The sequence below is a fragment of the Nonomuraea gerenzanensis genome (genome assembly GCF_020215645.1).
Lineage (GTDB): Bacteria > Actinomycetota > Actinomycetes > Streptosporangiales > Streptosporangiaceae > Nonomuraea > Nonomuraea gerenzanensis.
On the sequence record NZ_CP084058.1, the window covers coordinates 2,901,166 to 2,920,251 of the forward strand.

A 19,086-nucleotide genomic window follows, 5' to 3' on the forward strand; every position below is an offset into this window, starting at 1 on the left:
GTGTCACTTGAACGCGGGGATGCCGGTCAGCGCCTTGCCGATGACCAGCGAGTGGATCTCGGAGGTCCCCTCGTAGGTCAGCACCGACTCCAGGTTCACGGAGTGCCTGATCACCGGGTACTCCAGGGTGATGCCGCTCGCGCCGAGCAGCGTGCGGCACTTCCTGGCGATCTCCAGGGCCTCGCGCACGTTGTTCAGCTTGCCCAGGCTCACCTGCTCGGGGGTGAGCGTGCCGGCCTCCTTCAGCCGGCCCAGGTGCACGGCCAGCAGCAGGCCCTTGCCCAGCTCCAGCGCCATGTCCGCGAGCTTCTCCTGGGTGAGCTGGTAGGACGACAGCGGCCGGGCGAACACCTCGCGCTCGCCCGCGTACGCGATGGCCGTCTCCAGGCAGTCCAGCGCCGCCCCCATCGCCCCGAACACGATCCCGAATCTGGCCTCGTTCAGGCAGCCGAGCGGCCCGGACAGGCCCTTCGCGCCGGGCAGCACGGCCTCGGCCGGCAGGCGCACGCCGTCGAGCACCAGCTCGCTGGTCACGCTCGCGCGCAGGGAGATCTTGTGCTTGACGTCGTTGACGGTGAAGCCGGGCGTGCCGGCCGGGACCAGGAAGCCCCTGATGCCCTCGTCCGTACGCGCCCAGACCACCGCCACGTCCGACACCGAGCCGTTGGTGATCCACAACTTGGTGCCGTTCAGCACCCAGTCGCCGCCCTCGCGCCTGGCCGTGGTGCGCATGCCGCCCGGGTCGGAGCCGAAGTCGGGCTCGGTCAGGCCGAAGCAGCCGATGCGCTCGCCGGCCGCCATCGCGGGCAGCCACTCCTGCTTCTGCTCCTCGCTGCCGTACTTCCAGATCGCGTACATGGCCAGCGAGCCCTGCACCGAGACCAGGCTGCGCAGGCCGGAGTCGGCGGCCTCCAGCTCCAGGCAGGCCAGGCCGTACGAGACCGCGCCCATCCCGGCGCAGCCGTAGCCGTCGAGGTGCATGCCGAGCACGCCGACCGAGCCGAGCGTGCGGGCCAGCTCGCGGGCGGGCAGCTCGCCGGCCTCGAACCAGCCGGCGATGTGCGGCCGGATCTCCCGGTCGCACACGCGCCTGACCGTGCTCCTGATCTCGCGTTCCTCCTCGGTCAGCAGCGTGTCCAGGGCGAACAGGGCGGTGGGTGCGATCATCGGCGGTCTCCGTATTTTGGATCCAATATTGAAAATCCAATATGGCACAGTTAGGGTGCGTTGACCATGGACGTTCTGAATCTCATCGGTGGTCACTGGGTCGAGGGGGAGGGCGAGGAGTTCGCCGACACCAATCCCGCGCGGCCCGCCGAGGTCGTGGCGCGCGGGCGGTTCGCCTCGGCGCGCGAGGTGGAGCGGGCGATCGTCGCGGCCCGCGAGGCCGCGCCCGGCTGGGCCGCGACGCCGCACCACGCGCGTGCCGCCGTGCTGACCGGGGCGGCCGACCTCGTGGACGCGAGCGCCGAGGAGTGGGGCGCGGAGCTGGCCCGCGAGGAGGGCAAGACGCTCGCCGAGGCGGTCGCCGAGGTCAGGGGCGCGGCCCGCATCCTGCGGTACTACGCCAGCGAGGCCGACAGGGAGAGCGGCGAGGTCTTCGCCTCCCCGCGCCCCGGCGAGAGCGTGCTGGTCGTGCGCAAGCCGATCGGCGTCGCCGGGCTGATCACCCCGTTCAACTTCCCGATCGCCATCCCGGCCTGGAAGCTCGGCCCCGCGCTGACGTACGGCAACACCGTGGTGTGGAAGCCGTCCTCGCTGGTGCCGCTGCTGGCCTACCGGCTGGCGCGGGCGCTGACCGAGGCCGGGCTGCCCGACGGGGTGCTCAACCTCGTGTACGGCGAGGGCGAGGTGGGCTCGGCCGTCGTCGACCACCAGGGCGTGGACGCGGTGTCGTTCACCGGGTCCACGGCCGTCGGGCGGGCCGTCATCGCCCGCTGCGGCGAGCTGGGCAAACCGGTGCAGACCGAGATGGGCGGCAAGAACGCCTCCGTCGTCCTGGCCGACGCCGACCTCGACCACGCCGCCGAGCAGGTCTGCCTGGGCGCGTTCCGGTCCACCGGGCAGAAGTGCACGGCCACCTCGCGGCTCATCGTCGCCTCCCAGGTGGCCGACGAGCTGCTAGAGCGGGTGGCCGAGCGGGCTTCCAGGCTCGTCGTGGGCGACCCGCTGTCGCCGGAGGTGGAGATGGGCCCGCTGGTCAGCTCGGCCGCGCGGGACCGCGTGGCGGCCGGGGTCCGGCTGGCCGTGGACGAGGGGGCCAAGCCGCTGGCCGGCGCCGCGCCGCTGGAGCGCGAGGGCTGGTTCGTCTCGCCGACCGTGCTCGACCTGCCGGGGACCGGGGTGGACTTCTGGCGGACCGAGCTGTTCGGGCCCGTGGTGGGCGCCGTGCGGGCGTCGAGCACGCAGGAGGCGATCGCGCTGGCCAACCTCAGCGAGCACGGCCTGTCGGCGGCCCTGTTCACCCGGGACCTGGGGGTGGCGCTGTCGGCGGTGGACCGGCTGGAGGTGGGCGTGCTGCACGTCAACTCCGAGTCGGCGGGGACGTTCCCGTACGTACCGTTCGGCGGCGCCAAGCAGAGCGGCTTCGGGCCCAAGGAGCAGGGACGGGCGGCCAGGGAGTTCTACACCCGCACGGTCACCGTCTACCTCGGGGCGCCGGCGTGAGCGGAGCGCTCTCCGGGCTGCTGGTGGCCGACTTCAGCCGGGTGCTGGCCGGGCCCTACTGCACGATGTTGCTGGCCGACCTGGGGGCCGAGGTGGTCAAGGTCGAGCGGCCCGGCACCGGGGACGACACCCGCGCGTGGGGGCCGCCGTACGCCTCCTCGGGGGAGGCCACGTACTTCCTCGGCGTGAACCGCAACAAGCGCTCGATCGCGCTGGACCTGCGGGCCGACGCGGAGGTGGCGCGGGCCCTCGCGGCGCGCGCCGACGTGCTCGTGGAGAACTTCAAGCCGGGCACGATGGACCGGCTCGGCCTGGGCTACGAGGCGCTGCGTGCGCTGAACCCCGGGCTGGTGTACTGCTCGATCACCGGCTTCGGGTCGGGAGCGGGGGCCGGGCTGCCCGGCTACGACCTGATCGCGCAGGCGGTCGGCGGGCTGATGAGCGTCACCGGCGAGCCGGACGGGCCCGGCACCAAGGCGGGCGTCGCGCTGGTGGACGTGATCACCGGCCTGCACGCCGCCCTGGGCATCATGGCCGCCCTGCGTCACCGCGACGGTGGCGGTGAGGGGCAGCGGATCGAGGTCTCGCTGCTGTCGTCCCTGCTGTCGGCGCTCACCAACCACGCCTCCGCCTACGCCGCCGCCGGGGTCGTGCCGCAGGCCATGGGCAACCGGCATCCGAGCATCGTGCCGTACGAGGTGTTCCAGGCCGCCGACCGTCCGATCGTCATCGCGGCCGGCAACGACCGCCAGTTCCAGGCGCTGTGCGCGGCCCTGGAGCGGCCGGACCTGGCCGGCGACCCCCGCTACGCCACCAACGCCCAGCGGGTCGGCGCCCGCGAGCCGCTGGTCGCGGAGCTGAACGCGGCCCTCGCCGGGCGCACGGCGGACGAGTGGTTCGAGCGGCTCACGGCGGCCGGGGTGCCGTGCGGGCCGATCAACGACCTGGCCGCCGCCTTCGCCCTGGCCGGGGAGCTGGGCCTGGAGCCCGCCGTCGAGCTGGGCGGCGCCGGCCAGGTCGCCAACCCCATCCGGCTCAGCGCCACCCCGCCCGCCTACCACCGGCCCCCGCCCGCGCTCGGGCAGGACGACGCATGGCTTCGTGAGATATTGGACCGGTGAGTCCGGACGAGGCGCGACGCAGACCGCCGACCGCCCAGCAGTTCGTGCTGGGCGAGCTGCGCCGTGCCATCACCACCGGCCGCCTGCGCCCCGGCACCCCCATCAGGCAGGACGCGCTGGCCGAGGAGCTGCAGGTCAGCCGGGTGCCGCTGCGCGAGGCGCTGAAGACGCTCGAAGCCGAGGGGCTGGTCACCTACAAGCCGCACAAGGGCTACTGCGTCGCCATGCTGTCCCTCGACGACCTGCGCGAGGTCTACCGCATCCGCGAGCTGCTGGAGGAGGAGGCCGTGCGCGCGGCGGTGGCCCGGCTCACCGACGCCGATCTCGGCCGGATCGAGGCGGCGCAGGAGGAGGTCGAGCGGGCCGCCGCGGCGGGCGACGTGGCCGCCATGGCGACGGCGAACCGCACGTTCCACATGACGCTGTTCGACTGCGCGGCGATGCCGCGCCTGGCCCGCCTGATCCGCACGTTGTGGGACACGACCGACGCCTACCGGTCGATGTACTACGGCGACGCGGGCAACAGGGAGCGGGTGGTCAAGGAGCACCGCGCCGCCCTCGACGCGCTGCGCCGCCGCTCCGCCGACGAGGCCGTGAGCACGCTCAACGTCCACCGCGACCGCGCGGTCGCCGAGCTGGAGCCGCTCCTGGATGCCTAAGCTCGTCGATCACCAGGCGCGGCGGCTGCTGATCGCCGACGCCGTGCACCGGATCATCGACGCCAAGGGCCTCGACAGCGTCAGCCTGCGCGAGGTCGCCGCCGAGGCCGGCATCTCCATGGGGGCGGTGCAGCACTACTTCGCCACCAAGGAGGAGATGCTCGCGGTGGCGCTGCAGCAGCTCAACGCGCGGATCTCGGTGCGGGTGGCCGCCACCGGCGAGAGTGACCCGCTGCGGCTGGTGCGGGCGGCGATGCTGGAGATGCTGCCGCTGGACGAGACCCGGCGCTTCGAGGCGCGCATCGGGCTGGCGTTCCTGGCCAGGGCGGCCGTCGCCGACGACCTGGCCGAGCTGTTCCGTACGGGGGTGCCGCACGTCCTGGGGTTCTTCGCCGGCCAGCTCAGGGCGGCGCAGGCGGCGGGGCGGGTGGCGGCCGACCTCGATCCCGACGAGGAGGCGAAGGTGCTGTTCGGGGTGGCGCAGGGGGTGGGGCAGGCGGCCCTGCTGGGGTACTACCCGCCGGAGGCCGCGGCGGCGGCCGTGGACCACCACCTCGCCCGCCTCACGCGCTGATCGCGGTCGGTCAGGGCAGCGCCAGGGCTGACAGATGTTCGCCGCGGTGGCCGAGCAGGCCCGCCGCCGCGTCCTCGCGGCCCGCCCGCCACGCCAGCGCCTGCAGGCCGTGCTCCGGGACCATGATGTCCTGCTCCCCGAGCCGCACCACGCCCACCTCGGCCGACAGCCGCACGATCCCGTAGCCGACCCACCGGTAGGGCCGGCGCAGCCACGGCACCGGGCTGGCGTTGTAGCGCACGCTCTCCCCGGCATGGGCGTACCCGCTGAGCGCGGCGCAGCCCGGGCGCGGGCGCAGCACGTTCTCGTCGGCCGGATCGGCCGCGGCGGTGCCGCCCGTGCGCAGGATCCACCGGCCGCCGCGCTTGAGGGACAGCAGCCACACGTCCAGCCAGAACGACCCCACCCCGTCGAGCCGGGCGAAGGCCGTGGCCGCCAGGCGGTCGCCGACGTACAGGGAGAGCGGGGTGAAGCGGTGCCGGCCGCCGAGCGTCTCCGGCAACTCCTTGGGCAGGCCGTGCGCGATCAGGCGGCGGCTCTCTGTGTCGGGCGTGTACCCCAGGTACTCGGCACGATCCACAGGTCTCATCGGACCTCCTGGCTCGCGGTCAGCCGGCGCAGGCCTGCCTGCACCCGCCGAACCGGGCGGTGTCGGGCGGGGTGAAGGACGTGCCCTCGGTGCCCTCCAGGGCGGCCTTCATGGACTCCTTCCAGACGGGGCCGGGGATGGTGGTGCCCTCGACCTCCGCGTAGCGCTTCCCCCCGATGGTGACGTCCGTCAGCGGATGCGCATAGCCCTTCTCCGGGTGACCCAGGCTGACGGCCGCCGCCAGGTCGGGGGTGCAGCCGGCGTACGTGGCGCTCGCGTTGCGGTCGATGGTGCCGTCCACGCACGCCCGCCGCCGGGAACGAGCTTCCTCGTGATGCGCGAGCTGACCGGTCTGGGCCACTATGGCGGGAGTCGTCGGCCGCCGAGGAGATCGTATGACCTGGTTCCACACGCTCGACCCCCGCCCGGACGCCGCCCTGCGGCTCTTCTGCTTCCCGCACGCAGGCGGCGCCGCGGCCGCCTACCGCGAGTGGCACCGGGCGGTCCCGCCGGGCGTGGAGGTGCGTGCCGTGCAGTATCCCGGCCGCGCCGACCGCATGCGCGAGGCGCCCGTGGCCGACGCGCACGTGCTGGCCGACCAGATCGCCGAGGCCATGCGCCCGCTGCTCGACCGCCCGGCCGTGCTGTTCGGGCACAGCATGGGCGCGGTGCTCGCGTACGAGACGGCGCTGCGCGTGCGACCCGCCCATCTGATCGTCTCCGGCCGCCGGGCCGCGCACGTGCCCCGCCCCGGCCGGGTGCACCTGGGCACCGAGGACGACCTGGCCGCCGAGCTGCGCCGCCTCGGCGGCACCCAGCCCGAGCTGCTGGACGACCCGGAGGTGCGCGCCTACATCCTGCCGATCGTGCGCGCCGACTACCACCTGGCCGAGAGCTACCGCCACCGGCCCGCCGAGCCGCTGGACTGCCCCATCACGGCCGTCATCGGCGACAGCGACCCCGAGGTGGACCCCTCGAACGCCGGCGACTGGGCCGAGCTGACCCGTGGCCGTTTCGAGCTGCACGTCCTGCCCGGCGGCCACTTCTACCTGGCCGAGCGCCCGGCCGAGGTGATCGACCTCGTCGTCGGGGCCGTGAGCCGCTAGTCAGGGGGCGCTGGGGCGGCGGTGGAGCAGGCCGAACCTGGCCCACATCGCCTCCGCCGCCTCGATCGAGGCCCCCGTACGCGCCGGGTCCACGGCGGCGAGCTGGGTGACCAGCGCCTGGGCCACGGCGATGCCGGCCGTCAGCGAGGGGAAGAACGCCTCGCCCTCCGCGGGCACCATCACGACCTCTTCCGCCGCGGCGGCCAGGGCCGGGCTGGCCGCGTCCGTCACGGCGAACACGCGGACCCCGCGCGAGCGCGCCTCGTTGGCGGCCAGCACCGTGCTCTCGTACAGCCGCCAGAAGCTGATCGCGATCAGCACGTCACCCTCGCCGATCGCGGCCATCACGTTCGCCAGCTCCGCGTCGCCGCCCGTGATGGCCTGCACCGGGTAGCCGGCCAGGCGGGCGTTGTGGGCCAGCGCGATCCCGACCGCCGCGTAGCTGCCGTCGGCGACGATCACCGTGCGGCGGGCCGCCGCGATGGCCTCGGCGATCGTGAGCAGCACGCCCTCGTCCAGGCGCCGGTTGAGCTGGGCCAGGCTGTCGAGGTCGCGGCGCAGCGAGCGGGAGCTGGGCGAGCCGGTGCCTCGGTGCTCGGCCGCGACCTGGCCGGCGCTGAGCGAGGACAGGTAGCGGGCGCGCAACTCCTGTTGCAGGGCGGGCCAGCCGGCGAAGCCGAGCGCCTGCGCCGTACGGGTGACGGTGGCGACGTTGACGCCCGCGAGCTGCGCCAGCTCTCCCGCCGACCCGAACGCGGCCCGGCGCGGCTGCGAGAGCAGCACCTCCAGCACGGCGGCCGACTTGCCGCGCAGCCCGCGCACCGGCATCCGCTCACGCAGCCAGCCCTGGAAGCTGTCGGTCGCGCGCTCCGTCACGTGATCCCTTTCCGAGTCGGACCCCGACATGCTACGCGCTCGCAACAAAGCTAACTTGCAAAGACCATTGCAATTTTACCAATTTGCACTATATGTTGCTGCGCAATCGACTTGCAGGGCCACGACCTGGGGAAAGGTGTGTCTGATGACCTTGTTGGCCCGTCTGGACCGGCTCCCGCTGAGCCGTCCGCACTACGTCCTGCTCCTGATCGGCGGCCTCGGCTACACCTTCGACGGCATGGACTCGGCCGTCGTCGCCTTCCTGCTGCCGAGCGCGCAGGAGGCCTGGGGCCTGTCCAACGGCCAGCTCGGCTTCATCGGGTCCGCGACGCCGTTCGGGTTCCTGTTCGGCGCGACCGTGGCGGGGCTGCTCGGCGACCGCATCGGCCGCAAGAAGGTCATGATGTACGCGCTCGCCTTCTACGCGGTCTTCTCCGTGGTGGCGGCGTTCGCGCCGAACTACGAGGTGTTCCTGGGGGCCCGGGTGCTCGCCGGGGCCGGGGCGGGGGCGGAGAGCGCGATCATCGCGCCGTTCCTGTCGGAGTTCGTGCCCGCCAAGCGGCGTGGGTGGTTCATCGGGGCGCTGGCCGGGTTCTTCTCGTTCGGGTTCGTGATGGCCGCGCTCATCGGGCGGTTCGTCGTGCCGACGTTCGACGACGGCTGGCGGATCGCGCAGGTGATCACCGCGCTGCCGATCGTGATGCTGCTGTGGTGGCGCCGCTCGCTGCCCGAGTCGCCGCGCTTCCTGCTCCAGCAGGGCCGTACGGACGAGGCCGAGGCGGTGGTCGCCGACCTGGAACGGCGCGTCGAGCGGGCCACGGGGCAGCCGCTGCCGCCGGTGCCCGAGACCGCCGTCGCCCCCGCCACCACCGGCGCGCCGAAGGTGAACCTGCTCAGCGCGCTGCGCTTCCTGTGGAGCCCGGCCATGGCCAAGCGCACGGCGGTGATCTGGCTCGTGTGGTTCGTGATCACATTCTCGTACTACGGGTTCTTCTCGTGGATCCCCACGCTGCTCGTGCAGCGCGGCATCACGGTCACCAAGAGCTTCGAGTTCTCGATCATCATCTATCTGGCGCAGATCCCCGGGTACTTCTCGGCGGCCTGGCTGTCGGAGCGCATGGACCGCAAGAACACGATCGCGCTCTACCTCGCGGGGTCGGCGGTCAGCGCGTTCTGGCTGTCGCAGATGGACTCGCCCGTCATGATCACGCTCGCGGGCGCGGTGCTGTCGTTCTTCCTGAACGGCACCTACGCCGGCGTCTACTCCTACACCCCGGAGGTCTTCCCGACCTGGATCCGCGCCACCGGCACCGGGCTGTCGAGCGCGTTCGGCCGGGTGGGCAGCATCCTCGCGCCGACCATCATCGGGCTGTCGGCCGCGAGCCTGGGCTTCGCCGGTGTGTTCGGGCTGACGACGGCGGTGCTGGTGGCCGGGGTGGTGTGCGTGATCGTGTTCGGGCTGGCCACGGCAGGGCGATCACTGGAAGAGCTGACGGAGACGACTGAGGAGGCGACCCGATGATCGAGCTGGAGGAGAAGGTACGCCAGGAGGTGGGCGTGCGGCTGTTCACCGTGCTGGCCTGGGTGCCGGAGCGGCGGGCGCTGCGCCGCGTGCACACCAGCCACCCCGAGCAGTACCCGGTGGGCGGCGAGAAGACCGTCGAGGTGGCCCAGGGCTGGCTGGCCACCTGCATCGAGGGGCGGCAGCCGTACTTCGGCAGGGACAGGGCCGCCGTACGCGAGATCTTCGCCGACCACGAGCTGATCGAGAGCCTCGGCTGCGGCTCCATCATCAACGTGCCCGTGCTCGGCGACGACGGCGAGGTCCTCGGCGTGCTGAACATCCTCGACGCCGAGGGCAGCTACGACGACACCTCCGTGGCGGCCGCCCAGGCCATCGCCGAGGACGCCGCCGCCTACCTCAAGGGCGGTGCGGCATGAGCCTGCTGCTGAAGAACGCGCTGCTGCTCGACGTGGCGACCGGCGAGTACACCGAGGCCGACCTGCGCTGCGCCGAGGGCCGCATCGCCGAGACCGGCACCGGGCTCACCGCCCCCGACGGCACCCGGGTGCTCGACCTGGCGGGCGCCCGCGTCGTGCCCGGCCTGATCGACGCGCACGTGCACGTCACCGCCTCCACCGCGAACCTCGGCACCATCGGCTCCATGTCGCCCTCCTACGTGACCGCCCACAGCGCCCGCATCATGGGCGACATGCTGAGCCGCGGCTTCACCACGGTCCGTGACGCGTCCGGCGCCGACTTCGGCCTCGCCGACGCGCAGGCCGAAGGTCTCGTACGCGGGCCGCGCCTGCTGTTCTGCGGCAAGGGCCTGAGCCAGACCGGCGGCCACGCCGACTTCCGCGGCCGGGGCGAGCACCTCAAGGACGACCACCCGTGCTGCGCCGGCGTCGGCCGGGTGGCCGACGGCGTGGACGCCGTGCGCGCCGCCGCCCGCGACGAGCTGCGCAAGGGCGCCCACCACATCAAGGTGATGGCCTCCGGCGGCGTCGCCTCGCCGACCGACCGCATCGACTCCACCCAGTACTCCATGGACGAGCTGCGCGCCATCGTCGAGGAGGCCGAGGCCGCCAACCGGTACGTCGCCGCCCACGCCTACACCGCCCGCGCCGTCAACCGGGCCCTGGAGGCGGGCGTGCGCTCCATCGAGCACGGCAACCTGATCGACGACACGAGCGTGGAGCTGTTCCTGCGCCACGACGCGTTCCTGGTGCCGACGCTCGTGACGTACTGGGCGCTCAAGGAGGAGGGCCGCGAGTTCGGCCTGCCGGAGCGGAGCTGGCGCAAGGTGGACGAGGTGCTCGACGCCGGCCTCGTCGCGCTGGAGCGGGCCGCCGGGGGCGGGGTGCGGATCGCGTACGGGACCGACCTGCTCGGCGGCATGCACCGGCACCAGAACCAGGAGTTCCGGCTCAGGGCCGAGGTGCAGCAGCCGATCGACGTGCTGCGGGCGGCCACCACGGGGGCGGCGGAGCTGGTCGGGCTGACGGGCGAGATCGGCACGCTCGACGTGGGGGCGCACGCCGACCTGGTCGTGCTCGACGGGGACCCGCTGGCGGACATCGGGGTGCTGGCCGATCCGAAGCACGTGCGGCACGTCGTTCAGGCGGGCGCCCTGGTCTGACCGCAGGGCGGGGCGCGTGGCCCAGGCGGGCGCGCTGGTCTGACCGCAGGGCGGGGCGCGTGGCGCGTCGGCGCTGGGCGATCGGGTGCTCCCGTGCGTACCGTGGTCGTCGTGACGACGCTCGCGCGCACCGCCCTGGTCGTCGCCGCGGTGCTCATCCTGCTGCTCGGGCTGCTGTGGGTGTTCCAGCGGCGGCTCATCTACCTGCCCGACAGCGCCCCCGTGCCCCCGGCCGCCACGGTGCTCCCGGGGGCCCGCGACCTCACCCTCACCACCCGCGACGGGCTGCGGCTCACCGCCTGGTACGTGCCCGCCGCAGGTGACGAGCACGAGGTGACGGTCCTGGTCACGGGCGGCAACGCGGGCAACCGGCTGCACCGCGCGCCGCTGGCCGGAGCCCTGGCCGCACAGGGGCTCCCGGTCCTGCTCCTGGACTACCGCGGCTACGGCGGCAACCCCGGCAGCCCCACCGAGGAGGGCCTCTTCCTCGACGCGCTGGCCGCCCGCGACGCCATCCGGACCCCGCGCGTCATCTACTTCGGCGAGAGCCTCGGCGCGGCGGTGGCCACCAGGCTGGCCCTGGAACACCCGCCCGACGGCCTGGTGCTCCGCTCCCCGTTCACCGACCTGGCCGCCGCCGGCCAGGTCAACTACCCGTTCCTGCCGGTGCGGGCGCTGCTGCGCGACCGCTTCCCCGTCGCGGCCGGCATCGGCTCGGTACGGGCCCCGGTCGTGGTCGTGTACGGCACCGGCGACACGATCGTCCCTCCTGACCTGAGCCGCGCTGTGGCCGGTGCCGCCCGGGCGACGACCGTCGAGGTGGCCGGGGCGGGGCACAACGATCTCGTCCTGCTGAACGGCCGGGAGCTGGTCGGCGCGGTCGTCGAGCTGGCCGAACGCATCCGTAAGGGAGGCTGACACCGGCCCGCCGGGAACGGCGGGCCGGTGATCAGGGTCAGCACAGCCTCGCCTACAACCAGCTCGCCCGCACGCTCGTGGCCGACTCGGCGCCGTCCGGAGCGCTCGGATGGGTGGCCCGGACGGTCTCCAGCAGGCGGGCGACCGTCTCGACGATCTCCGGAGCCCGCTCGCGCAGCCCCGCCACGTCGTCCGGGCCGGCCTCGTCGCGCCCCACCCCGCACTCGTCCAGCACCCCCTCCAGGTCGGCCAGCCGCTCGCCGAGCCACTTCAGCGGCTCCGCCGACAACTGCTCGTCGAACACCCGCCGCCCCGGCTCCCACCCCTTCAGCCCGGGGTGGTGATGGGTGCGGTCGAAGCTTCCGGGGGCGCCGGTGACCGACTCCAGCAGGTCGACGCGCCAGATCGGCCGGTCGATGCCGATCGGGCGGGAGGAGTAGATCGAGCCCTTCAGCTCTCCGGACTCCAGCCGGCGCAGCTCCAGCCGGACTCCGCGCTCGGCGCCCTCCTGGCCCTTGAGCGGGTTGGGGTCGACGAAGTAGATGTCGCTCACGGCGACGCCGATCCGATCGAAGCCGAAGAGGTAGAGCACGGTGACCACGTCCTTCGCGCAGGTGTCGGGCACGCCTGGCTTTCAACGTAACACCGGGGTGCCCGGGACGATCAAGGCCGCATCGCCGACGGGCGTCGAGCCGCGCCGGTCACCGGCGCCGCGGGGAGGCGTCGCGACGATGACCGTCGTATCGTGAAATATCGGCCTTGGAGGCGCGTGTGTTCTGGTGGGCACCCCGGTCTTCAACATCGGTGGGCGGCGCGCGGCGTCGCCGGCGGGTTCGATCCCCGTGCGCCTCCGCACGTCGAGCAGGCGACCCGCGCCGGCGCACCCACCGCGTCGTGGAGGCGGTGCCGGCATGTACGTGATCGCCACCGCCGGGCACGTGGACCACGGCAAGTCCACGCTGGTACGCGCCCTGACCGGGATCGAGCCCGACCGCTGGGCCGAGGAGCGCCGCCGTGGCATGACCATCGACCTCGGCTTCGCCTGGACCACGCTGCCCTCGGGGCGGCGGCTGGCGTTCGTGGACGTGCCGGGGCATGAGCGTTTCGTCACCAACATGCTGGCGGGGCTGGGGCCGGTGCCGGCGGTGATGTTCGTGCTGGCGGCGGATCAGGGGTGGCAGGCGCAGTCGCAGGAGCACTGGGAGGCGATCGAGGCGCTCGGGGTCGAGCGCGGGCTGCTGGTGGTGACCCGGTGCGACCTGATGGATCCGACACTGGCGGTGGAGGAGGCCAGGGAACGGGTGCCGTGGCCGGTCGTCGCGGTGAGCGGGAGCACGGGGGCAGGGCTGGAGGAGTTGCGGCTGGCGCTCGACGGGCTGGTTTCGGTGTTGCCCGCGCCCGACGTCCGGGCTCCGGTGCGGTTGTGGATCGATCGGGCCTTCACCGTCAAGGGCGCAGGGACCGTGGTCACCGGGACGCTGGCCGCTGGGCGGCTGCGGGTGGGTGACGTGCTCACGCTGGAGGGGGAGCGGGTGCGGGTGAAGGGGCTGCAGGTGACGGGGGAGGGGGTGGAGTCGGTACGGGCGGCGGCCCGGGTGGCGGTCAACCTGCGCGGGGTGGAGCTGGAGAGGGTGTCACGGGGGAAGGCGTTGCTGGCGCCCGGTGGCTGGGTGGAGACGTCCGTGGTGGATGTCCGGCTGGATCAGGGGCCGGGGGAGCCGCCGCGTAAGGCTGTGCTGCACATCGGGGCGGCCTCGGTGCCGGTCCGGGTACGTCCCTTCTGGCCCGCCGGTGGTGGTACCGCGGGCTCGGGTGCTGGTGCGGGCATGGGCGCGGGCACAGGCGCGGGCACAGGCGCGGGTGCGGCTCGGCTGGCCTTGGCGCTGCCGCTGCCGCTGCGGGTCGGTGATCGGGCGTTGTTGCGCTGCTCGGGGCGGCCCATCGCCGGTGTGCTGGTGCTCGATGTGCTGCCGCCGTCGCTGCGCGGTCGTGGCGCGGGCGGCAGGCGGGCCGCGGAGCTGGCGCCGTTCGTGCTCACGGACCGTGGGACGTCCAGGGTGCCGGATGCGGTGACCGTGCTGGGCTGGCGGGGGGTGGCGCGGCGGGGAGAGCTGGTCGCCATGGGGCTGGATCCGCGCCCGCTGGACGTGCCCGGCGCGGGGGACTGGCTGGTGGACGCCGGGCGGTGGAAGGAGCTGGGCGAGCGGCTCGGAGCGATGGTGGCGAAGCAGCCGGGCATCCCCGTGGACGCCGCACGCACCGCGCTCGGGCTGCCCGCGCGCGAGCTGGTCGAGGCGCTGGTCCGAGCGCGACCGCCGTTGCGGGTCGGGGACGGGCGGATCGACGGGGAAGGAGTGCCGGACGCGGTGGCCGAGGCGGTGGGGCGGCTGCGGGCCGAGCTGGCCGCGGCACCGTACCTGGCGCCGGAGGCGGCGCGGCTGCTGGAGCTGGGCCTGACCCGGCACGTGGTGGCGCTGGCCGCGCGGGCCGGGCTGGTGCTGCGGCTGGCCGATGGGGTGGTGCTGCTTCCTGGGTCGGAGGTCGCGGCGGTGCGGATCCTCGCACGGTTGCCGCAGCCGTTCACGGCGGGGGACGCGCGGGCCGCGCTCGGTACCAACCGGCGGGTCGTGATCCCGCTGCTGGAGCACCTCGACCGGCTCCGTCTCACCCGCCGCCTCGACGACCGGCTGCGGGTGGTCACCGGCCAGGAAACCGGGGGGACGGGTGAGGAGGGGGGGCGGAGCATGAGCGGCGCGACCGAAGGTGACGTGGGCCGGGAAGGCGTGGCCGGGCAGGCGGATGGGGTCACGGTGGATGGGGTCACGGTGGATGGGGTCACGGCGGAGAGGCGGGTCAGGGTGGGGATCGTGCTGCCCCGGCCGTCGGGCGATCCGGGGGCGTGGCTGACCGACGCGGTGGCGTTCGAGGCGGCGGGGGCCGACGCGCTGTGGGTCGAGCACGGTGCCGCGCCCGAGCTGGACCCGCTCACCCTGACCGCCGCCCTGGCCGCCGTCACGTACCGGTCGTCGCTGGTCGTGGCCGCCGTTCCGGATCCTGGACGGTCGCACGCGCTCGCCACGGTGGAGCGGCTGAGCCGCGGCCGGCTCGTCCTCATCGGCGACGCCGGCGAGGGGACTACGGGGCGGACCATCGTCCGGCTGGAGGACGGCGGCTATCAGGAGCTGCTGGTGGAGCGCGAGGGCGGGGGCGAGGGCGGGGGCGAGGGCGGGGGCGGGGGCGGGGGCGAGGTGGTGGGGCGGTGGGTGCCGGTGGCGGTGCCGGCGGGCAGGGCCGCATGGCGGGAGGTGATGGGGGCCGCGCAGGAGCGCGGCGACGCCGGCGTGCTGGTGTCCGCCGACCCCCGCCTGCTGGACCTCCTGCGCAACCCGGAGGACCCCGGCGGCCGTCACGACCTCCAGCTGGCCCAGGGGTAGACGAGCCCAGCCTCGGATCATACGGTGAGAAAACGGTACCCAGCGGCCCTCAGCTGAGGGGAGGCCGAGATGGAGGTCAGCCGGCGGCGGTTCCTGAGCATCGGCCCGATGGGCGTGCTCGGCGGCTCGGCCCTCGGGTTCGACCTGACCGAGTCGATCGCGATCAAGCAGCGCCTGCGCATCGAAGGGGCCACGCTGTCCCGCTCGCTCTGCCCGTACTGTGCGGTCGGCTGCGCGCTCATCGCCTACACGAAGAAGGCCCCGAACGGCAGGACGGAGCTGCTGCAGATCGAGGGCGACCCCGACAGCCCGGTCAACGAGGGCACGCTGTGCCCCAAGGGCGCGACGTCGCTGCAACTGGCCGTCTCGGGCAGGCGGGTGCCGCACCCGCTCTACCGCGCGCCGGGCGCGGCCGAGTGGACGCAGGTCTCCTGGGAGTTCACGCTCGACCGCCTGGCCAGGAACATCAAGGACTCGCGTGACGCCACGTTCGTCACGCAGGACGCCGAGGGCAACGTCGTCAACCGCTGCGAGGGCATCGCCTTCGCCGGCGGGGCGGCGTTCAGCTCGGAAGAGGGCTATCTCGCGACGAAGCTGATGAGGGGGTTGGGCCTGGTTCACCTCGAACAACAGGCCCGTGTTTGACACGGTCCCACGGTGGTCAGTCTGGCTGCCACGTTCGGCCGAGGGGCCATGACCAACCATTGGCGTGACATCAGGCACGCCGACCTCATCCTGGTCAACGGGGCCAACCCGGCCGAGGCCCACCCGGTGGGCTTCCGCTGGCTCATGCGCGCCAAGCTCGACAGGGGCGCCAGGATCATCCACGCGGATCCGCGGTTCACCAGGACGTCTGCGGTGGCCGACACCTACGTGCGCATCCGCACCGGGACGGACGTCGCCTACTTCGGCGGTCTCATCAACCACGTGCTGAGCAACCGGCTCTACCACGACGACTACGTACGCTGGGCGACCAACGCCGGCTTCGTGGTCAAGGAGGGGTACGCCTTCCAGGACGGCATGTTCAACGGCTTCGACCGCGAGCAGGGCGTCTACAACACCAAGCTCTGGGCGTACGAGACGGATGGGGACGGCCACGCCAGGATCGACCTCGACCACCCGCGCTCGGTGCTCAACCTGCTGGCCGCCCACTACCGCCGCTACGACCCCGACACGGTGTCCCGGATCACCGGAATCCCGCGCGAGCAGTTCGTCAAGGTGGCCCAGCAGGTCGGTGAGATGGGCCGGCCCGACAAGGTCATGACCATCGTGTACGCCGTCGGCCTGACCCACCACACCACCGGCGTGCAGCTCATCCGCTCGGGCGCCATCCTGCAACTGCTGCTCGGCAACATGGGCCGCCCCGGCGGGGGCATGAACGCCGAGCGCGGCCACGCCAACATCCAGGGCAACACCGACCACGCCATCTCCTGGGACATCCTGCCCGGCTACCTGCGCATCCCCGCCCCCGGGCAGAAGGGCATCGCCGCGTACCTGGACGAGAGCGCCAGCGTCAGGCAGCACCCGCGCGCGGTGAACTTCTTCGGCGAGAACTACCGCCGCTACCTGGTCAGCCTGCTCAAGACCTGGTACGGCGACGCCGCCACGAAGGACAACGAGTTCGCCTTCGACTACCTGCCCAAGCCGGCCGCCAACGCCTCCTGGATCTCCATCTTCGACCAGGCGCTGCGCGGCAGGATGCAGGGCGTCATGTTGTCCGGGATGACCGCGACCAGCATCGGCCCCGACTCCAACCAGGTCATGCAGGCCCTGGCGAACCTCAAGTGGCTGTGCGTCATGGACCCGTTCAACACCACCAGCTCGGAGTTCTGGCGGGCGCCGGGCACGGACCCGGCGAAGGTGCAGACCGAGGTGTTCATGCTCCCGGCCACGCACTGGATCGAGAAGGACGGCTCGTTCACCAACAGCGGCCGGTGGGCGCAGTGGAAGGAGCAGGTGCTGCCGCCGGAGGGCGAGGCCAGGCACGACCACTGGATCCTGGCCGAGCTGTTCCTGCGGGTGCGCGAGCTGTACCAGACGCAGGGCGGCCGGTTCCCCGACCCGGTGCTGAAGCTGGCGATGCCGTACCGGAACCCCAGGAAACCCGAGCTGGACGAGATCGCGCAGGAGATCAACGGCCGGGACCTGCGGACCGGCAAGCGGCTGGCGACGTTCGTGGACCTGAAGGACGACGGCACCACCACCGCCGGCGACTGGATCTACACCGGCCACTACCCCGAGGAGGGCAACCTGACCAAACGGCGCGACGGCGTCCAGAACCCCGCCAGGAACGACCCCAGCGGGATGGGCCTCTACCCGGGCTGGGCGTGGAGCTGGCCCGCGAACCGCCGCATCCTCTACAACCGCGCCTCCGCCGACGAGAACGGCCGCCCCTGGGACCCCGAACGGCCCGGCATCGCCTGGGTGGGCGGCAAGTGGGTGGGCGACGTGCCCGACTACCCGCCGACGACGGGGCCGGGGCCCGACGCGCCGCTGCCGTTCATCATGACGGGGGAGGGCGTGGCCCGCCTGTTCAGCAACGCCGTCGCGGACGGGCCGTTCCCCGAGCACTACGAGCCGATCGAGTCGCCGGTCGCCAACCCGCTGCACCCGCAGCAGTCGGCCACGCCGGTGGCGTTCCTGTACGACGAGCGCGCCGGGCGCGCGTCCCGCTTCGGCACCCCCGCCGACTATCCGTACGTGGCCACCTCCTACCGGCTGACCGAGCACGAGCACTACGTCACCCAGAACGTCGAGCACCTGGTCCAGCTCCAGCCGGAGGCGTTCGTGGAGGTGCCGGCGGGGCTGGCGCGGGAGAAGGGCATCGAGACGGGCGACCTGGTGCGGGTGTCGTCGCGGCGGGGCAAGCTGGAGGTGCGGGCCGTGGTGACCAAGCGGCTGGGGGCGTTGCAGGTGGACGGGCGGCAGGTGTATCAGATCGGGATCCCGATCCACTGGGGGTTCGTCGGGATCAACACCGGGCAGCACTGGCTGGCCAACGCCCTGACGCCGTTCGTGGGTGATGCCAGTGCGCGGACGCCGGAGTACAAGGCGTTCCTGGTCGACATCGAGAAGATCTGATGTACGGGCGGGAGCGGGGGCGGGCCGTGGCGTTGCGGGAGCGGTATCCGCATGCTCGGGAGGTGCTGGGGCTCTATCTGGCGTTGGTGGACGTCTGGGAGGCGGCTGATTCCGGTGGGGAGGCGGGCCGGACGGATGGCGAGCTGCCTCCGGGGGACGGTGAGGTGTCCCCGGTGGCTGGCGCCTGGCTGGCGTGGGCTGCGGCGGAGGTGTTGCCGCAGGTGATGGCGGCGACGGTGGCCGCTGGGCCCCGCCCGCTCGCCGAGGCGGTCGCCGCAACCGGCCATCCCGCCGCTGCCGGTGTCGCCGGCGGCTCGGGTGCGGCTGCTGGGGCCGGTGCTGCTGCCGGCGCCGGCGTGGAGTTGCTGGCCGCGTGGGTGGCGGGCGAGGAGCTGACGCCGGTCGAGCGTTTCCTGGCCCGCGCCACGATGCGCGTGGTCCCACTCGGCCGTAGTAGCCCGGGGAACGCGGCGGGGCGCTGCCCAGCGTGTGGCGGGCCGCCGCAGGTCAGCTACCGGGCCGAGAGCGAGGACCCGCTCGTCAGCGGACGACGCCTGCTCGCCTGCGCCGGCTGCCCGCACGAGTGGAGCTTCTCCGCCACCACCTGCCCGAACTGCGGCGAAACCGGCAAACGCACTGTCCACGCCGAGACCGGGCAGACCACGGCACCTTCACCGCCGAAACCATCCAGGGCCGCAGCCCCGTCCGTGGGCCGCGGTGACCCCGCCCCCGAGGCGCTGTTCCCGCAGTTGCGGGCCGAGTCGTGCGAGAGCTGCCACCGCTACCTCATCGACGTCGACCTGACCCGCGACCCCCGGGCGGTGCCGAGGGTGGACGAGCTGACGGCGATCCCCCTCGACCTGCACCTGGCCGAGCAGGGCTACACCAAGATCACGCCCAACCTGATGGGGTTCTAGA

At 73.2% G+C, this 19,086-nt stretch carries 18 protein-coding genes and 1 tRNA gene; 14 read left to right on the forward strand and 5 right to left on the reverse strand.

Annotation, left to right across the window (positions count from 1 at the left end):
* Positions 1-3: 3 nt before the first annotated feature.
* Complete coding sequence (locus LCN96_RS13845; RefSeq protein WP_225273013.1) at positions 4-1,167, reverse strand: acyl-CoA dehydrogenase family protein; 1,164 nt, start codon at positions 1,165-1,167, stop codon at positions 4-6.
* A 66-nt stretch (positions 1,168-1,233) separates the two neighbouring features.
* Between LCN96_RS13845 and LCN96_RS13850 the strand changes: the two genes are divergently transcribed.
* From LCN96_RS13850 to LCN96_RS13865, 4 genes are read left to right on the forward strand one after another with little or no spacing between them, the layout of a single operon-like run.
* Positions 1,234-2,667: an aldehyde dehydrogenase family protein gene (locus LCN96_RS13850; protein ID WP_225273014.1), complete on the forward strand. Its 1,434-nt coding sequence runs from the start codon at positions 1,234-1,236 to the stop codon at positions 2,665-2,667.
* On the forward strand, positions 2,664-3,788 hold the full coding sequence (locus LCN96_RS13855) for a CaiB/BaiF CoA transferase family protein (RefSeq protein ID WP_225273015.1): 1,125 nt from the start codon (positions 2,664-2,666) through the stop codon (positions 3,786-3,788). The genes LCN96_RS13850 and LCN96_RS13855 overlap by 4 nt, the downstream gene beginning before the upstream one ends.
* Positions 3,785-4,447, forward strand: coding sequence for a GntR family transcriptional regulator (locus tag LCN96_RS13860; protein WP_225273016.1), 663 nt, complete (start codon positions 3,785-3,787; stop codon positions 4,445-4,447). Before LCN96_RS13855 ends, LCN96_RS13860 begins: the two co-directional genes overlap by 4 nt.
* Entirely contained in the window at positions 4,440-5,021 is a 582-nt protein-coding gene (locus tag LCN96_RS13865; RefSeq protein WP_225273017.1) for a TetR/AcrR family transcriptional regulator, read from the forward strand. Before LCN96_RS13860 ends, LCN96_RS13865 begins: the two co-directional genes overlap by 8 nt.
* A 10-nt stretch (positions 5,022-5,031) precedes the next feature.
* Here LCN96_RS13865 and LCN96_RS13870 read toward each other — a convergent pair whose 3' ends face one another.
* The gene (locus LCN96_RS13870) at positions 5,032-5,610 is read right to left on the reverse strand and encodes a hypothetical protein (protein ID WP_225273018.1); all 579 of its coding nucleotides are present in this window, start codon (positions 5,608-5,610) and stop codon (positions 5,032-5,034) included.
* A 19-nt stretch (positions 5,611-5,629) separates the two neighbouring features.
* Positions 5,630-5,911: a hypothetical protein gene (locus LCN96_RS13875; protein ID WP_225273019.1), complete on the reverse strand. Its 282-nt coding sequence runs from the start codon at positions 5,909-5,911 to the stop codon at positions 5,630-5,632.
* Between the two features lie 94 nt (positions 5,912-6,005).
* Here LCN96_RS13875 and LCN96_RS13880 point away from each other — a divergent pair, with 94 nt between their 5' ends.
* The gene (locus LCN96_RS13880) at positions 6,006-6,716 is read left to right on the forward strand and encodes a thioesterase II family protein (protein WP_225273020.1); all 711 of its coding nucleotides are present in this window, start codon (positions 6,006-6,008) and stop codon (positions 6,714-6,716) included.
* Here the strand turns inward: LCN96_RS13880 and LCN96_RS13885 are convergent, their stop codons facing one another.
* Positions 6,717-7,592 (reverse strand): MurR/RpiR family transcriptional regulator, encoded by an 876-nt coding sequence (locus LCN96_RS13885; protein ID WP_225273021.1) that lies wholly within the window; start codon positions 7,590-7,592, stop codon positions 6,717-6,719.
* Between the two features lie 145 nt (positions 7,593-7,737).
* Between LCN96_RS13885 and LCN96_RS13890 the strand changes: the two genes are divergently transcribed.
* The 4 genes from LCN96_RS13890 (at position 7,738) to LCN96_RS13905 (ending at position 11,653) form a co-directional block, all read left to right on the forward strand.
* On the forward strand, positions 7,738-9,114 hold the full coding sequence (locus tag LCN96_RS13890) for an MFS transporter (RefSeq protein ID WP_225273022.1): 1,377 nt from the start codon (positions 7,738-7,740) through the stop codon (positions 9,112-9,114).
* Complete coding sequence (locus tag LCN96_RS13895; protein ID WP_225273023.1) at positions 9,111-9,533, forward strand: GAF domain-containing protein; 423 nt, start codon at positions 9,111-9,113, stop codon at positions 9,531-9,533. The genes LCN96_RS13890 and LCN96_RS13895 overlap by 4 nt, the downstream gene beginning before the upstream one ends.
* Positions 9,530-10,735 (forward strand): metal-dependent hydrolase family protein, encoded by a 1,206-nt coding sequence (locus tag LCN96_RS13900; protein ID WP_225273024.1) that lies wholly within the window; start codon positions 9,530-9,532, stop codon positions 10,733-10,735. The genes LCN96_RS13895 and LCN96_RS13900 overlap by 4 nt, the downstream gene beginning before the upstream one ends.
* Positions 10,736-10,846: 111 nt before the next feature.
* Complete coding sequence (locus LCN96_RS13905; RefSeq protein ID WP_225273025.1) at positions 10,847-11,653, forward strand: alpha/beta hydrolase; 807 nt, start codon at positions 10,847-10,849, stop codon at positions 11,651-11,653.
* Positions 11,654-11,705: 52 nt separating this feature from the next.
* On the opposite strand, the gene LCN96_RS13910 is transcribed toward LCN96_RS13905, so the two are convergent.
* Positions 11,706-12,278 carry a hypothetical protein gene (locus LCN96_RS13910; protein ID WP_225273026.1) on the reverse strand — a complete coding sequence of 191 codons (573 nt, stop codon included), beginning with the start codon at positions 12,276-12,278 and terminating at the stop codon, positions 11,706-11,708.
* 136 nt (positions 12,279-12,414) lie between these two features.
* Here LCN96_RS13910 and LCN96_RS13915 point away from each other — a divergent pair.
* From LCN96_RS13915 to LCN96_RS13940, 5 genes are all read left to right on the forward strand, one after another.
* A tRNA-Sec gene (locus LCN96_RS13915) sits at positions 12,415-12,508 on the forward strand.
* A gap of 56 nt (positions 12,509-12,564) precedes the next feature.
* The gene (locus LCN96_RS56545) at positions 12,565-15,087 is read left to right on the forward strand and encodes a SelB domain-containing protein (protein ID WP_263657479.1); all 2,523 of its coding nucleotides are present in this window, start codon (positions 12,565-12,567) and stop codon (positions 15,085-15,087) included.
* Between the two features lie 69 nt (positions 15,088-15,156).
* Entirely contained in the window at positions 15,157-15,732 is a 576-nt protein-coding gene (locus LCN96_RS13930) for a dehydrogenase (protein ID WP_225273027.1), read from the forward strand.
* 12 nt (positions 15,733-15,744) lie between these two features.
* Entirely contained in the window at positions 15,745-18,168 is a 2,424-nt protein-coding gene (gene fdnG, locus LCN96_RS13935) for a formate dehydrogenase-N subunit alpha (protein ID WP_225273028.1), read from the forward strand.
* A complete protein-coding gene (locus LCN96_RS13940) occupies positions 18,168-19,085 on the forward strand; it encodes a formate dehydrogenase accessory protein FdhE domain-containing protein (RefSeq protein ID WP_225273029.1) in 918 nt (305 codons plus the stop codon). The genes fdnG and LCN96_RS13940 overlap by 1 nt, the downstream gene beginning before the upstream one ends.
* Position 19,086: the final 1 nt, after the last annotated feature.

Coding starts and splice junctions, on each gene's coding strand:
- LCN96_RS13880 (WP_225273020.1), top strand. CDS start 6,006: ATGACCTGGTTCCACACGCTCGACCCCCGCCCGGACGCCGCCCTGCGG.
- LCN96_RS13865 (WP_225273017.1), top strand. CDS start 4,440: ATGCCTAAGCTCGTCGATCACCAGGCGCGGCGGCTGCTGATCGCCGAC.
- LCN96_RS13900 (WP_225273024.1), top strand. CDS start 9,530: ATGAGCCTGCTGCTGAAGAACGCGCTGCTGCTCGACGTGGCGACCGGC.
- LCN96_RS13845 (WP_225273013.1), bottom strand. CDS start 1,167: ATGATCGCACCCACCGCCCTGTTCGCCCTGGACACGCTGCTGACCGAG.
- LCN96_RS13930 (WP_225273027.1), top strand. CDS start 15,157: ATGGAGGTCAGCCGGCGGCGGTTCCTGAGCATCGGCCCGATGGGCGTG.
- LCN96_RS56545 (WP_263657479.1), top strand. CDS start 12,565: ATGTACGTGATCGCCACCGCCGGGCACGTGGACCACGGCAAGTCCACG.
- LCN96_RS13895 (WP_225273023.1), top strand. CDS start 9,111: ATGATCGAGCTGGAGGAGAAGGTACGCCAGGAGGTGGGCGTGCGGCTG.
- LCN96_RS13940 (WP_225273029.1), top strand. CDS start 18,168: ATGTACGGGCGGGAGCGGGGGCGGGCCGTGGCGTTGCGGGAGCGGTAT.
- LCN96_RS13870 (WP_225273018.1), bottom strand. CDS start 5,610: ATGAGACCTGTGGATCGTGCCGAGTACCTGGGGTACACGCCCGACACA.
- LCN96_RS13850 (WP_225273014.1), top strand. CDS start 1,234: ATGGACGTTCTGAATCTCATCGGTGGTCACTGGGTCGAGGGGGAGGGC.
- LCN96_RS13890 (WP_225273022.1), top strand. CDS start 7,738: ATGACCTTGTTGGCCCGTCTGGACCGGCTCCCGCTGAGCCGTCCGCAC.